Source organism: Acinetobacter sp. ANC_7513, assembly GCF_056779915.1.
Genome location: NZ_JBWYIW010000001.1, coordinates 38,950 through 53,831, shown reverse-complemented (window position 1 = coordinate 53,831; position 14,882 = coordinate 38,950). Strand labels below are relative to the sequence as shown.

At 39.1% G+C, this 14,882-nt stretch carries 15 protein-coding genes and 1 tRNA gene; 7 read left to right on the top strand and 9 right to left on the bottom strand.

The window, feature by feature from the left end:
- Window positions 1-90 precede the first annotated feature (90 nt).
- Both folE and AC1M9B_RS00240 read left to right on the top strand, forming a co-directional pair.
- Window positions 91-639: a GTP cyclohydrolase I FolE gene (gene folE, locus AC1M9B_RS00245; RefSeq protein WP_171076769.1), complete on the top strand. Its 549-nt coding sequence runs from the start codon at window positions 91-93 to the stop codon at window positions 637-639.
- A 72-nt stretch (window positions 640-711) separates the two neighbouring features.
- On the top strand, window positions 712-1,071 hold the full coding sequence (locus AC1M9B_RS00240; protein WP_481608277.1) for a cupin domain-containing protein: 360 nt from the start codon (window positions 712-714) through the stop codon (window positions 1,069-1,071).
- Between the two features lie 45 nt (window positions 1,072-1,116).
- Here AC1M9B_RS00240 and AC1M9B_RS00235 read toward each other — a convergent pair whose 3' ends face one another.
- From AC1M9B_RS00235 to hemE, 4 genes are all read right to left on the bottom strand, one after another.
- Window positions 1,117-2,994, bottom strand: coding sequence for an Lnb N-terminal periplasmic domain-containing protein (locus AC1M9B_RS00235; protein WP_481608276.1), 1,878 nt, complete (start codon window positions 2,992-2,994; stop codon window positions 1,117-1,119).
- A gap of 59 nt (window positions 2,995-3,053) precedes the next feature.
- On the bottom strand, window positions 3,054-3,524 hold the full coding sequence (locus AC1M9B_RS00230; protein ID WP_035266978.1) for a DUF3015 family protein: 471 nt from the start codon (window positions 3,522-3,524) through the stop codon (window positions 3,054-3,056).
- Window positions 3,525-3,674: 150 nt separating this feature from the next.
- On the bottom strand, window positions 3,675-4,475 hold the full coding sequence (locus AC1M9B_RS00225) for a DUF817 family protein (protein ID WP_180028684.1): 801 nt from the start codon (window positions 4,473-4,475) through the stop codon (window positions 3,675-3,677).
- A gap of 17 nt (window positions 4,476-4,492) precedes the next feature.
- Window positions 4,493-5,566 carry a uroporphyrinogen decarboxylase gene (hemE, locus tag AC1M9B_RS00220; RefSeq protein ID WP_092765946.1) on the bottom strand — a complete coding sequence of 358 codons (1,074 nt, stop codon included), beginning with the start codon at window positions 5,564-5,566 and terminating at the stop codon, window positions 4,493-4,495.
- A 205-nt stretch (window positions 5,567-5,771) separates the two neighbouring features.
- Between hemE and AC1M9B_RS00215 the strand changes: the two genes are divergently transcribed.
- Together AC1M9B_RS00215 and AC1M9B_RS00210 are read left to right on the top strand one after the other, a co-directional pair.
- On the top strand, window positions 5,772-7,001 hold the full coding sequence (locus tag AC1M9B_RS00215; protein WP_481608275.1) for a L,D-transpeptidase family protein: 1,230 nt from the start codon (window positions 5,772-5,774) through the stop codon (window positions 6,999-7,001).
- Window positions 7,002-7,149: 148 nt separating this feature from the next.
- The gene (locus AC1M9B_RS00210; RefSeq protein WP_481607121.1) at window positions 7,150-7,848 is read left to right on the top strand and encodes a pirin family protein; all 699 of its coding nucleotides are present in this window, start codon (window positions 7,150-7,152) and stop codon (window positions 7,846-7,848) included.
- Between the two features lie 141 nt (window positions 7,849-7,989).
- Here the strand turns inward: AC1M9B_RS00210 and AC1M9B_RS00205 are convergent.
- Both AC1M9B_RS00205 and greB read right to left on the bottom strand, forming a co-directional pair.
- Window positions 7,990-8,079, bottom strand: a tRNA-Ser gene (locus AC1M9B_RS00205).
- Window positions 8,080-8,169: 90 nt separating this feature from the next.
- Window positions 8,170-8,664, bottom strand: coding sequence for a transcription elongation factor GreB (greB, locus tag AC1M9B_RS00200; protein WP_180028138.1), 495 nt, complete (start codon window positions 8,662-8,664; stop codon window positions 8,170-8,172).
- 366 nt (window positions 8,665-9,030) lie between these two features.
- On the opposite strand from greB, the gene AC1M9B_RS00195 reads away from it, so the two are divergent.
- The gene (locus tag AC1M9B_RS00195) at window positions 9,031-10,146 is read left to right on the top strand and encodes a transglycosylase SLT domain-containing protein (protein WP_481607122.1); all 1,116 of its coding nucleotides are present in this window, start codon (window positions 9,031-9,033) and stop codon (window positions 10,144-10,146) included.
- 47 nt (window positions 10,147-10,193) lie between these two features.
- Here the strand turns inward: AC1M9B_RS00195 and AC1M9B_RS00190 are convergent, their stop codons facing one another.
- Both AC1M9B_RS00190 and ttcA read right to left on the bottom strand, forming a co-directional pair.
- Complete coding sequence (locus tag AC1M9B_RS00190) at window positions 10,194-10,577, bottom strand: SCP2 sterol-binding domain-containing protein (RefSeq protein ID WP_092765941.1); 384 nt, start codon at window positions 10,575-10,577, stop codon at window positions 10,194-10,196.
- Between the two features lie 339 nt (window positions 10,578-10,916).
- Window positions 10,917-11,840 carry a tRNA 2-thiocytidine(32) synthetase TtcA gene (gene ttcA, locus AC1M9B_RS00185; RefSeq protein ID WP_035266955.1) on the bottom strand — a complete coding sequence of 308 codons (924 nt, stop codon included), beginning with the start codon at window positions 11,838-11,840 and terminating at the stop codon, window positions 10,917-10,919.
- A 514-nt stretch (window positions 11,841-12,354) separates the two neighbouring features.
- Between ttcA and AC1M9B_RS00180 the strand changes: the two genes are divergently transcribed.
- The gene (locus AC1M9B_RS00180; protein WP_481595671.1) at window positions 12,355-13,212 is read left to right on the top strand and encodes a lytic transglycosylase domain-containing protein; all 858 of its coding nucleotides are present in this window, start codon (window positions 12,355-12,357) and stop codon (window positions 13,210-13,212) included.
- 124 nt (window positions 13,213-13,336) lie between these two features.
- Window positions 13,337-14,242, top strand: coding sequence for a protease HtpX (gene htpX, locus AC1M9B_RS00175; RefSeq protein ID WP_035266954.1), 906 nt, complete (start codon window positions 13,337-13,339; stop codon window positions 14,240-14,242).
- Window positions 14,243-14,302: 60 nt separating this feature from the next.
- On the opposite strand, the gene AC1M9B_RS00170 is transcribed toward htpX, so the two are convergent.
- Window positions 14,303-14,878 (bottom strand): DUF4112 domain-containing protein, encoded by a 576-nt coding sequence (locus AC1M9B_RS00170; protein WP_035266953.1) that lies wholly within the window; start codon window positions 14,876-14,878, stop codon window positions 14,303-14,305.
- Window positions 14,879-14,882 lie beyond the last annotated feature (4 nt).

The window sequence follows — 14,882 nt, the reverse complement described above, 5'->3', positions numbered from 1 at the left end:
AATTTTTTCTGAATATACGGCATTGTAATCGTTTTCTGATACAATGCCGTCCTTGTTCAACATCTGTGTAAGTGAACACGTCTTATGTCTATGCAGCAATCCTACGCCAACATTTTAACTGCCGTTGGCGAAGATCTTACTCGTCCTGGTCTTAAAGATACACCAATGCGTGCTGCTAAAGCTTTTTCGTATTTGACGTCAGGTTATAGCCAAACGCTTGAAGAAGTGACCAACAATGCGGTCTTCCCTTCAGACAACCGTGAAATGGTTTTGGTCAAGAACATCGAATTCTATTCGCTTTGTGAACATCATTTACTGCCGTTCTATGGACGTGTGCATATTGCCTACTTACCAGAAGGTCAAGTTTTAGGTTTATCTAAATTTGCACGTATTACTGAAATGTTTGCCCGTCGTCTACAGATTCAAGAAAATCTAACTCAACAGATTGCTGAAGCTGTGGCTCAAGTGACTGGTGCTAGAGGCGTAGCTGTTGTCATTGATTCAGCACATATGTGTATGATGATGCGTGGTGTAGGCAAACAAGAGTCAACTACTCGTACAGTATCATTTGTTGGGGACTTTAAAACTAACAAAGATGAACGTCGCGAGTTTCTGAGCGCTGTTCCAGAAAGTTATTAATTCATAAAACCTCAACCCTGTTGAGGTTTTTTTTAGACCGTATTCCAAGGCTCAATTTCTTAAGGTGAATATATGACATCTCTTCATGTTGCAGGTCAAGGTCAACAACACGCAGAAAAATCAGTCGACTTCCCGCGTCCTGATCGTCTCGTCCAAGGCAATCCCGAACGTCACACCTACAGTCTTTATGAACACGAGCATATGGAATGTGGGATTTGGGAATGTGAAGTTGGTGCTTGGAATATTCAATTTGCCGACAATAAACAAGAATTCTTTCAAATTATAGAAGGAAAAGTTCGCATCCACATTCAAAGTAAAGATCACTTTATCGAAGTTTCTGCAGGTCAAGCAGGTGTAATACCACCAGGATTCATTGGAACATTTGAAGTCGTTGAGAAAGTGAAAAAGTACTATGTGAATGTAATCGTTTAAAAACAAGCTTCTCCTTTCAACACAGTACTTCCTAGTACTGTGTATTTACCAATAGCGTGTAAATCCTAAACTAGTTTGATGCCAATCATGCTGTTCTTGTAATTGATAATTCCAGTGAATAGAGATAGCACTTTGCGAGTTAAGTGCATACTGAACTGAGGATCGTAGTCCGAGCTGCCAAGCCTGCTGATCTTCCCAAAAAGGGATTTCAATTTGCACTAAGCTATTCACTCGATCTGACCATAAGTTTTGACAACCTACAGTTGGCCCTAGCCCCAATCTCCAGCCCTTTTCTAAAGTTTTTCCAGCTTGAATATGATTCTGCATCTGCGCATAACACAGGTGTTCACGATCTGCATCTGCCCAACTATATCCAAACTGTGTTGATAGATTCAAAACACCATGTTGCTCGCTATCACTGACATTTCCAGAATCATCAATTGAGAGTTGTTTCCAACCGAATCCAAATCCCCAACTCAACGGCGTCTTAAAAGGCGTAATTGGATTATAAGAATTCACTTCTAAAAGATCCAAATCAGCCAACTTGAGTTGATCATTCCGAAACTCAAGACTCCCCTCAAGAAATTTCAACTGCGTTCCAAGTCGGTATCCCCCCTGAAGATCAGATAAATCGTGATAGGCTTGTCGATGGTTGATCTGCACAAACGTATCGTCTTGCACTCGTCCAAATTCAATCGATGTTTTTCGAGCATGATGCCCATCCACAGGGTCAATTCGTGGTCTTGCCACTTCAGTACGTTGTTTTTCAACAGGGAGTTGGCTTCTTAAACTCAAAATTTGTCGTATTTTAGGTTGCGCAATACTCGCTTCGATTTTTTGAGAAATGAGCTGTAGATACAAATGATCATATGCCATCTCAAGAATACGCGCCTGATCCTTGGCCGTAAATTGAGCTAAAAATTCACGCATTTGTGCTGGTTGCACCAGCGTTAATTGATGTGCCGAATGTGCTAAGTCATTACCATGTTGTTTTGCTTGATGAAGTAACTGCGTTTCAAGTGCTGGGCGATAAACAGTATCTCTAATGAGGCCTTGCTGCTGCACCGCTTTGATGGTTTCGACTGGAATTGCAATATGACTAAACTGTGCTTGTAGATTGGCATCGGGTTTTACCAAATCAATGAGTCCCAATAAGCGGTAGGCACAATTATCACTTATAAAATAATAGGGAAATTGGACATGCTTTAACTCCCAGATATGTTGTACTAAACGTGTGGTTTCTTCTGGGTTTAATGCTAATTCGTATTCCCACAAATCACGGCTTTCGAAATCACCATACTCTTTTACTTTTCGATAGTAGGGCATTAACGAATATTCACCTGGATATTGACCCGTTAAGCCTTTCCAAGCAAAAGAAAAACTATCACTATTTTCGACCGTCGCAGCGTAGTTGACTGCATAAGAAATAAGATTAAGCTCTTTTTGATCTTTAGGATCAAGACGTAGCAAGGTATGACCAAACATCGAACTTGGATTTCCCATGAAATCTGTCGCATAAATCAATGTTGCTTGATACGGTTTAATCTGTCCAATCCATTCCTCTAGAGCAGGACAATCTGCTTTAGGAAGCTCCTCTTGTTTTATTTTCAGTTGTTCTATTAACCATGCAGAGCGAGCTGGGAAACGACATATAATGGATTGATCTTGTCCTCGATCTATAAATAATTCACGAATATTTGCATTCAGCTCATCTTGTAAATTATCTGCACCATTTGCACTAAAAAAAAATCCTGAATAGCTGACTTCACTCTTCGCTTGATGTGCATACATTAATCTTTGCCAAGTTTTATTTTTATCAAGCTGATGGTGTTGTGCTTGTGCAATATATTGTTCAACTGGAGAAGTATATGCATGTGTCAGAAAGCTACTGACAATCAAGGCAGAAAAAAAAGCAAATTTCATAAAATGAACTTAATAATGATGAAACAAAAAAACCCTGCCATAAGACAGGGTTTTCGCAATTAAACGTAAGCTTTTAATACTTCGTCTTGAGACATAACAGTTTGAAGAGATGCAAGGACTTGGAATGCATCTTGATTGTCCGCTGAATAAATTTCAGAGAAATTTTCTTTTGATACTGCAAAGAAACGTGCTTTATCTTCAGATTTAATATTCAGAAGCTCTGCAAGGACGTTAAGACTTTCCCCCTCACCTACCGCCATATCACGTGCAAGAGCTTCGGCATTTTCATTTGTAAATGTTACTGCTTGTGCTGTTACTGTACCTGTACCACTACAGCCTAACGTCCCGAAAGTAATACCGAATAATTGGTTAGCAAATAAACCGTTGGTCGTACCTGCTAAGATTTTTGCAACTTTACCAGACTGACCTGCCCAAACTTGTGAACCGATACCACAACCAACATCACGGTCAGCAAATGCAGCTGTTGATCCTACTGCCAATACCGCAGCTAAAGCTAATTTTTTATACATAACATCACTCCAAACTTGATGTGCTCAAGTGTTCTTTATTGTTCCAATTTTGTTCTTTTACGAACTTCTTTAACATAGCGATATCAAGCCAAGAACGCAAAACAAATCTTACCAATGCCATCAAGTATTGAGTTTTTTTGATGAATTAACTTATTCGCCCTTCAATCGCCACAAACCCTGTGAATTCCGTTCACCTAAGATTTTTAACACCAATACTAAACTCAGCATTAGTAGGAGATACCAAGAACCAAGTTTCCCCCATCCCACCATATGCCACTGTTCCACTTGCGTTGGATACAACCAAATTTGATAAAAAGTACTGATATTTTCAGCAATCCAAATAATAAATGCCAACAACAAAAGCACAGGAAGCATTGGCAAGGTCATCTCATGATATTTAAGCTTGAACGTTATTTTAGTTTTCCAAAATATCAACACGCTCCATGCAAACAATAAGTATCGTATATCTGGGATAAAGAACTTCGTCATAAAGTTTAAATAGGACAAGATCGCTAAACTCATCATATTGAAAAAACTAGGTAAGTTCTCAATTTCTACGCGATAGAGCCTGAGTGAACGAGCAAAAAAACTGCCTACGGCAGAATACATAAATCCCGCAAAAAGTGGTACGGTCATAATCTTAAATACCGCAGGTTGCGGATATTGCCATGATGCAATCTGTGGATGTGTCAGGAAAATCTCCATGACCATTGCCAACATATGAAATATTGCAATAACTTTGGCTTCAGCCCAAGACTCTAACTTTAAAAGCAGTAAACAGACCTGAATAACCACTGCATAAATCAAGAGGTAGTCGTATCGGTACAATCCATAATATTCTTGATGCCCTATCGAAGCCGTCAAAGCAAAGGCTAGCAGTAATAAAATACCAAATAAGGCAGCGGATGCTGCCTTATAATGAAACTCAAATAATGATTTTAAAAAGCTCACACATTCATCCTAAATGTTTAGCCTAAATATTTTGCGCTGTACTCATGTACCGTATCAATGAAAACTTTAGGATTCGCAGGATCTACCCATTGGGTGATACCGTGTCCAAGGTTTGCAACATAACCCGTTTTTTCACCAGCAGCATATGCATCATCGAGCATTAATTTTACTGACTTTTCGATACTCGCAGGAGAGCCATATAATGTTGCAGGGTCTAAATTACCTTGTAGGGCAGCGCGACCAGCAACAGTTTGACGTGCAACATTTAAAGGGGTTGTCCAATCTAGTCCAAACGCATCTGCGCCAGTTGCGATCATAGGTTCTAACCATTGACCACCACCTTTGGTAAATAAAATTACTGGTACTTTGCGGCCTTCATTTTCACGCTTTAAACCCTTCACGATTTTGTGCATATAATTGAGGGAAAATTCTTGATATTCTCGATGTGCAAGTGCACCACCCCAACTGTCAAAAATTTGAATCGCCTGCGCACCTGCTTCAATCTGTGCGTTCAAATAATCTATGACTGAATCAGCCAAATGATCTAACAAGGCATGTAAAACTTCAGGTTGTGCATACATCATTTGCTTGGTGTAACGGAAATCTTTACTCGACCCACCCTCGATCATATACGTCGCGAGTGTCCATGGACTCCCAGAAAACCCGATTAGCGGTACCTGGCCACCTAATGCTGATCGGATTGTCGACACTGCATTCATGACATAGTCTAAGTCCGATTTAGCATCAATTTTTGGTAATTGGGCTACATCCTGCTCAGTACGGACTGTTTTCTTAAATTTTGGTCCTTCCCCAGCTTCAAAATATAGTCCTAAGCCCAAAGCATCAGGAACAGTCAAAATATCTGAAAATAGGATGGCTGCATCTAAGTCATAGCGACGAAGCGGCTGTAAAGTCACTTCACAAGCAAAGTCATTATTTTTGCATAAAGAAAGAAAATCACCCGCAGTTGCGCGTGTCGCACGATATTCAGGTAAATATCGACCAGCCTGACGCATCATCCAAACTGGCGTGCAGTCCACAGGTTCACGTAATAAGGCACGCAGAAAACGATCATTTTTTAAGGTCGTCATTTACTTTCTCGATGCAAAATTGAAATTCCATTCATCATACCAAAAAGCTGCACTTTAAAGTATTTAGTTAGAATGAAAATAAAGATTGAGACTATCGGAATTTATTTGATTTAAACAAAACAAATACTGCATATCCGTGTTTTTTCTGCAATACTTTATCCGTGTTTTTATAAATCAATATGAATAATTCTTAAGGTTGAATTACATGTTCGTTCGCTCAATTCTTGCTTTGAGTTTAAGTTGTATTATGTCTGGAACTGCATTGGCTGCTTCTGGTACTGCTGAACAACCGCTTTCTCCAATTACAAAAACGAGTTTAGATACTATTCAAGATCCAATTGATCCTCTCGCGGTAGAATCTAGCTCTGAAGCCCAAATTAGCCAGCAAGAGCAAAATGATCTAAATCAAGCTGCAGATACGCTTCAAAACCTAGAAAGAACTGAGGATAGCACTGCGGACATTGGCAGTGCACCTGCATCTTCAGCAGTGACAAATTCAGCTCCATCTACATCAGCACCTGCTACAGCAAATTCATGGACGCTAGACAGTCTGAATAATGCTGAATGGTATGAAAATATTGGCAAAGGTCAATTCCCTGTATATGCCCGTGCACATGTAATGTTAAATAATTCACATGCTTCACCAGGTGCTATTGACGGTACAAGTGGAAAAAATACACTTAAAGCAATTGCTTCATTCCAGCAAATGAATGGTTTAAAGGCTACAGGTGTTTTGACGAAAGAAACTTGGGATGCTCTAGTTGCACGCCAAGCTGGTAAACCTGCTTATGTTGAATATATTATTACCGAAGCAGACCTAAAAGGTCCTTATGCAGCCTCAATTCCTCATGACTATGCTTTACAAGCGAAAATGAAAGGTCTTTATTACACTCGTGTAAGTGAAATGCTGGCTGAAAAATTCCATATGGATGAAGAGTTTCTCAAGAAACTAAATCCTAAAGCGACATTTAAGAAAGCGGGTGAAAAGCTTATTGTGACCAACATTCGCAATGAACTTCCAGAAAATATTCATTTAATCGTGGCACATAAAGGCGCTAAACAACTTTATTTGTTTAACCAACAGAACCAAATGGTTGGCTCATTCCCAGCAACCATCGGTAGTGCTGACACTCCTTCGCCGACTGGAACATACAAAATTACTGGTGTAGCGAAAAACCCTTGGTATAGCTATTCACCAAGTAACTTTGTACAAGGTAAAAATTTGAAGCCACTTTCATTACCACCTGGTCCTAATGGTCCTGTAGGTAATATCTGGATCGGTTTAAGCAAAAAATCGTTCGGTATTCACGGCACACCTAACCCATCAAGTATTTCTAAGACAGCTTCACACGGTTGTATCCGCTTAACCAACTGGGATGCGAATGATCTGGGTAACAAAGTTCGTTCTGGCGTTACAGTAAAATTCTTAGAATAATCTAATTTTAAAAAGCCTGCTTCAAGCAGGCTTTTTTATCCTTTTTATGTTTCAAAATTAGAACGATACGTTGTCCTAACCTACTATCTTATTCATTTTAAACTATTAAAATAACATCATCTTTAAGAATAATGAAAGGAGCATCATCATGAATGCTTATTTACATCGCAGTGAATCACGTGGTCATGTAAAAATGGGTTGGTTAGAATCCAAACACAGCTTCTCATTTGGGAGCTGGTATGACCCTAACCACATGGGCATCAGTGCTCTCCGTGTCATTAATGATGACCTCATAGCTGGTCATCAAGGCTTCGGTACACATCCACACGACAATATGGAAATTCTCACCTGTGTATTGCAGGGAGCGATTACACATAAAGATAGTATGGGTAACCACGGTGATATCAAAGCTGGTGAATGGCAACTGATGAGTGCAGGTACAGGCATTCAACACAGTGAAATAAACCAAGGTGATGAAACAGTTCATTTACTGCAAATCTGGATTATTCCAAATCAGCGCGATGCAGAGCCGAATTACCAACAAATTCAACTCGATCCTGCTGAACAACCGAACAAATGGCATCTGATTTGTGGACCGACAGAACAAGCACCCATGCATATTCGCCAAAATGCGGAGGTTAAAACAGCTGTTTTGGAGAAAGGTCATTCACTTGAAGTTGTTGCAACACAACATGTCAGCTATCTACATGTGATTAGTGGTTCAATTCAAGTCGCTGAACACACTGTGAATGCTGGAGATGCTATTGCTTTTATTGATCCAGCGCAGATTGAAGCATCAGAAGATGCTCGTGTGATTTGGTTCGATCTTCCAGAAAAAGTGGCTTAAACGCTGTAGAGAAACCACCTTAGGGTGGTTTTTTATGCCATGCTCAAAAAATTAAATCAAACAGTAAATATCAGTCTTAATATCGCACGAATATGAAGAAAATAAAAAAAGCCACTAATGATTAGTGGCTTTTTAAAAATTTGGCGGAAGCGGTGAGATTCGAACTCACGGAGGACTCACACCCTCGTCGGTTTTCAAGACCGGTGCATTAAACCGCTCTGCCACGCTTCCAATGGCGGCTATCATATAAATATTTTTTAAAATTGGCAAACACTTTTCTAAGAAATTTTGCTCGCCTGCCTATTTTTAAATCAGAAATTACTATTTTGATGAATTTTCGAGCTTTTCATAGCGAATTGAATTAATAAACCATGTTTTTTTTCCCAAGGGTGTATGTACCTCAAATTCATCATCTACTTGCTTACCTAACATTGCACGTGCCATAGGTGAATCTATTGAAATATGTTGAGGATGATGATCATAAATTTCATCTACACCGACAATCCGAATCGTCTTTAGTTGGCCTTCCTCGTTCTCGATGTCTACCCAAGCGCCAAAATATACTTTGCCCTCTTGTTCAGGAGAAAAATCGATAATCCGCAACTCTTCAAGTCGTTTACCGAGGTAACGAACACGACGGTCTATTTTTCGTAAAATTTGTTTATTGTATTGATAATCTGCGTTTTCAGAACGATCACCTAAACTGGCAGCCCAATTCACTTTTTTGGTGATTTCAGGTCGTTCCTCATGCCATAAGTATTGTAGTTCTGCGACCAATTTGTCATGCCCACTTCGGGTAATTAAATTCGATTTCATAGGCGATAAAATGAGTATTTTGCTTACGTTATAGCGACACATTGCAACATTTTATACCGCATTTCTACATGGAAAAATTTTATAAAGTTTTTTCTTTTTATTTATCAATATCTTAAAACCATGTTTTTTATTTTTTTTTGTACAAAATTTGACATGAGTAAAATTGACCATTAATATGCGCCCATGTTTTATCTTGATTACTTTTTGTACGAAGATCTTTTCTTCAATATTTTATCCACCCACACATGTCATTTTGAATGACGTTCATGACGCCCACCCTAATTGAATTTATCAACTTTAAATAAAAGTTTAAGGCGGTACTGCTTTTGCTTTTTTTGGGCATAAATTACTTGTAGCGGAGACAACATGCGCAGTAGTTCAAACACTGGATCGAGGCTTTGCCTTAATTCACTAACTTCTTCTCTCTCGTTTAAAGCGATGGTCCTCGCTACAGCATTTATCCCATTTCATGCATTAAATGCAACAAAGACCGACAACCAATACAACTCCATTGTAAATTCGAACAAGCTTACAGTGGTGGCCGTGTCAAATCCCACCGTGGTTTTTAAAGACGGTAACTTCAAACATGGCTTTGGCTATGACTTGGTGAGCAGTTACGCTCAAAACTTAAATGTAAAACTCGATTTTAAAACGGTTCAAAGTAATGAAGCCGCTTTGAAAATGGTGCAGCAAGGTAAAGCTCATTTCGCGGTGACCACAGCATCGATCATGACCATTGAGCAAAAGAATCTTTCAGGTTTTTCCGCATCATGTGGTGACCTTGAAAGCTTACGCAAAAATGGGCTTAATCCAGAAATCAATTGGGTTTTTAAAAATGCTGCTGATCCTTTAACAGATACTGCCAGCGGTTTTGTTTGTCAAAGCAAGCAAAATGGTGCTATCCGTCAAATGGCATCTTTCTACAACCGCAACGTGGTTAAACAAGATGATTGGGATACTATTCAGCGCAATCTGAAAACACGTATGCCAATTTATAAAGCTAGCTTTAAAAAGTCAGCCCAAACATACGACTTAGATTGGCACTTCCTCGCTGCGATAGGCTACCAAGAGTCGTTCTTAAAACCGAATTCTGTGTCTCCTACAGGTGTGCGTGGCATCATGATGCTCACCAACAACACAGCAAAAGCAATGGGTGTGTCAGATCGTGTTGATCCTGCTCAAAGTATTGCAGGTGGTGCGAAGTATTTTGATCTGATGATGTCGAAATATGATTATATTCCTAAACATGATCGTTATTGGTATGCCCTCGTGGCTTACAATATGGGGCCAGGTGCCACAGATGCGATTATGAAGCGCCTAAAAGCCCAAGGAAAAAATCCGAATGATTGGATACAGGTATATGATTTTCTTTACCGTAATCAATCGCACAATACGCGTTATAAGCAAGCGATCCAATACGTCACTCGTATTCGTGCTTATTTAGAACATATAAAAACGACACCAAGTTTGGTGAGTATTTAACAAAAAAAAGCTTACCTAAAGGTAAGCTTTTTTTTGTTTAAAAAGTCTTAAGTAGTTTGCTCTAAAACTTTTTTGAACAAATCTTTTTGTTCTTGGCTTGGCTTCGCTGTTTGTAAAGCCATCAATTGAGACATATCGCCTTGAACTTTGATTTTACCAGTCATAAATGCTTGCATAGCAGCAGCCATGTCAAACTCTAAGAATACTTTGCGTAAAGTATCCGCATCTAAGTTTAAAGTTGTTTTAGCATTCGCAGAAGCGCCTTTTTGGATCTTACCGCTATCAAGCGCTAATTCAGTCGTTCCTTCGCTACCTGTTACTACAAGATTCAATGCTAGATTTGCTAATGATGGTGGTAAGTTCAAATCACCAGCTTCAGCTGTAAGTTTCTCAACGTTTGCAAACCAATCATCAGTTAAAAATGCAGGCATGTTCTTTCCTCGATGTATTTATTCAATTTATTGCGTTACCTATCCAAGATAACAACATGTAGAAGCTTTACGCTTGAGAGAGTTATAGCATGATATTTTCCAAATGCGATACGTTTTTTTGTACTCTGCGTTCGATTTTTTTTGTAAATAAAACTAATCGCCTAAATATCATCAAATCTTTATTTTTTCACAAGTTTGTCAATGATTTTTTGTATCGGTACTACGACCTAAAGTGACAAAAAACATCATTTTGTAAATCGACTCAACACCTTCATTAAAATGTAAAAATCTAAGAAATAAAAAAAGCACTTCGAAAAGTGCTTTTTTTATTAAGACGAATTACTCAGCAGCAAAACCGAGATTGACCATGCTAATACGCTTATTTGGTGTGTCCCCTTCGGCTGTTGAACAAGTTACATCAAAATCAACTTCACGTTGTCCATCTAAGGCTTCAAAATCGAAAAGATCTCGGTCAGCCAATTGCGATGGCGAGACATTCTGTAACGCGCCAAAAATGCTGTGTAAACGTTTTGGATGAGCTTTATCCCATTCACGCAACATATCATTGATGATTGCGCGCTGTAAGTTTTCCTGCGAACCACACAAGTTACATGGAATAATTGGGAATTTGCGCATTTCAGCGTATTTGATGATGTCTTTCTCTTCAACATACGCCAAAGGACGAATCAAAATATTCTTTTTATCCGATGAAAGTAGTTTTGGTGGCATCGCCTTTAAACTACCGCCATGGAATAGGTTCAAGAAGAACGTTGCCATAATATCATCACGATGATGACCTAAAGCAACTTTGGTCGCGCCAATTTCTTGAGCAAAACCATATAAAGAACCACGGCGCAAGCGTGAGCACACTGCACAATAGGTTTTACCTTCAGGTGTAAGCTTTTTGGTAATGCTATATGTATCTTTTTCTAAGATGTAGTACGGAATGTTATTTTCTTCTAAATAACGGGGTAATACATCCTCAGGGAACCCTGGTTGTTTCTGATCAAGATTCACAGCTACAACATCAAAATTGATTGGTGCTATGCGTTTAAACTGCAGGAGAATGTCCAGCATGGTATAGCTATCTTTACCACCTGAAATACATACCATGACCTTATCGCCATCCTCAATCATTTTGTAGTCACGGATTGCATGACCTACTTGACGACGAAGTTTTTTTAATAAACGATAATATGCAGAACTTGTAGGTGGCTCTGGCTTAAAATTAAATCCTTGGTTGGATTCAACTGGCGAGTACATAGACGACATTAACCATAAAAAAAATACTGCGCAATTTTAGCCGATTCAGTGCTTAATCGCATCTAAAGAATCTGTTTTTTACATCTAATTTTTATTTTTTCATAACACTGTCTTATTCACACATCTAAAATGGACGCTTGGGTTCATTTTTTAGTCGAATTGCTTATCTTTTGGACTTTTCCACAGTTTTCCACAAAACCTGTGGATAAAATTGTGGACTTTTTAGGGGTTGACAAAGTTTTGGCAAGATAAGATGGTGCTTTCCCTTAGATTGATCATTTTTTAACCACTATTCTATATCCTTAAAATTCAATAACTTATATGTGTCAAGCAGTTGTTTATAAATAAAAATAAATAATTTTTTTGGATATTAAGCCAACAATTAAGACTTGATTTTTTTACAACGAATTGTTAAAAAACATTACATAGTCGAGAGACATCTCCATTGCAGAAAATCACCCACATATCATTTAGGGACAAAAATAGTGTTCGAATGATGAAAACTACAAATAAAATAAAAGTCATAGCGTTATTTGGGTGTGTGAATTTTCTAATATTCTCGCCACAGGCTTCTGCAGGTCAAACAATCTATCAGCTGAAAGATTCAAACGGCACTACCGTACTGACCAACCGCAAAAACAAATACAACCATCTTAAAGTTGAAAAGAAAACCTACTATCCAGATAGCAATATTCATAGTTACAGCAATTGGGGAAGCAACGAAGCATCTGTTCTCCCAAGCCATAGTAAAAATCGAAATGCCTTTGATGGCTATATTCGCCAAGCAGCTCAACGACACGGCATTTCTGAAGGACTCATTAAAGCGGTGATGCACACAGAGTCTGGTTTTAATATACATGCACGCTCCCCTGTTGGTGCTCAGGGTCTTATGCAATTGATGCCTGCGACTGCACAACGATTTAATGTCAATAATGCATATGATCCTGAACAAAATATTTTCGCTGGTGCAAAATATTTGGCTTGGCTATTGAAACGCTTTAATGGCAATACGCAATTGGCATTAGCGGGTTATAATGCTGGCGAAGGAAATGTTGCTAAATATGGTGGAATTCCGCCCTTTCGTGAAACTCAAGACTATGTCAGACGTGTACTCAGTCGTTACAATAATTTATACGCCAATGGTGTAGGCTCAAATCCAACCAATAGTTATGCAGCTTCAGCATCCTCTAAGTTAAGTTCACCGAGCTATAACAATCAGAATTTATCAGCTCAAGTGACTGCACCATCTAAACCAAAGTCACCTCCTCGCCAAATTATTGTGGCCGCTGATGGCAGTTTTACTGACGCACCAGCTGGTTCATATTCTACAAATAATGCCACAGCATCAGCGAAGATCTATATTTCGAATTAATCTCAATTTTTTTCGTTATATTTTTTATTTTTTTCTTGAAATTTTCCCTATTCGAAAGCATATTTGACGTAGGTTTTTTAATTCAAAAAGCTTATTAAATTTTATTTATAAGAGGATTTTCTCGATGATGCGGATTGGTTTGTTTTTGCTGACCAACCTCGCGGTACTGGTGGTAGCTGGCATAATCTTGTCACTCTTCGGTGTCGGTAGTTACCATGGCGCGGGTGGCTTGAATCTTGGCAATTTACTTGTGATCTGTTTTGTCTTTGGTATGGTGGGTTCTTTAATCTCCCTATTCATGTCAAAGTGGATTGCAAAGAAAACCACAGGTACAGAGTTAATTGATCCCAATGCTCCACGCAACCAAGCGGAAGCATGGTTACTCAATGAAGTAGCACAACTTTCTCAACGTGCTGGTATTAAAATGCCAGAAGTTGGTATTTTCCCATCTTATCAATCAAATGCTTTCGCAACTGGTTGGAACAAAAACGATGCTTTAGTCGCTGTTTCAACAGGCTTATTGGAACGCATGAATAAAGATGAATTACGTGCAGTGTTGGCGCATGAAATTGGTCACGTTGCTAATGGTGACATGGTCACCCTTGCTTTAGTCCAAGGTGTAGTCAACGCGTTTGTGATGTTCTTCGCGCGTATCGTCGGCGACTTTGTAGATCGCAATGTATTTGGTCGTGAAGAAGGTGAAGCACCGGGCTGGAGCTATTTCCTCATTACAATCGTGTTAGATATCGTATTCGGTATTCTTGCTTCGGCAATTGTGATGTGGTTCTCTCGCTATCGTGAATATCGTGCTGATGAGGCTGGCGCGCGTTTAGCAGGTAAACAAGCCATGATCAGTGCATTACTTCGCTTGCAAGCAGAAACTGAAATGCCAGATCAAATGCCTAAAGAAATGAAAGCTTTCTCAATTTCATCTGGTCGTGAAGAAGGATTCAGCCTTGCTGCACTCTTCCAAACACACCCAACAATTGAGCAACGTGTAGCAGCATTACAACAACTTGATTGTCCTTAATCTGCATCTAAAAAAAGCCTCCATAGGGAGGCTTTTTTATTGGACTCAATCTATAACACTTTAAATAGATTGAAACCATTGCCATAAGAACGTTACACCAAACCATAAGGCAACACCAAAAATAATTAAAAACAGAAGACCCAGTAAATCAGGAATATGAATCCAAATCCATGCCACGACAGGATTTCGCCAGAAGGCAGAGTTCTGCTGTTTACGCTCTAAGTTTTCATGTAAAAATGGGTGTACCACATGATGGTCTGAATGAATCTGATACTCTTCACGAATATGATCATGAACCACATCTAAAGCCTTGCGACTCGGTCGAATAAACACATCAAAGAGTGTACCTGCAACAGGGATTAAACCTACTACACCATCCATCACAGCAAGTTTAAGCACGCCATTCAATTTAGATTGGGGCACACCGATTTTTCGAGCTTGTAATACTGCATAACACGTAAGTACAAATCCAGCTACGTCACCCGCCACAGGAATCGTACTCAATGCTGCATCAGCCCCTACCCCTTGTTTAGTGAATGGAATTCTTACGACGGAATCCATCATGTTTGCGAACTTGGCAAGATCGCGTTCCATTTTGATGACTTCAGCTTGGGTTAATTTATTTTTATTTGTCATTTAA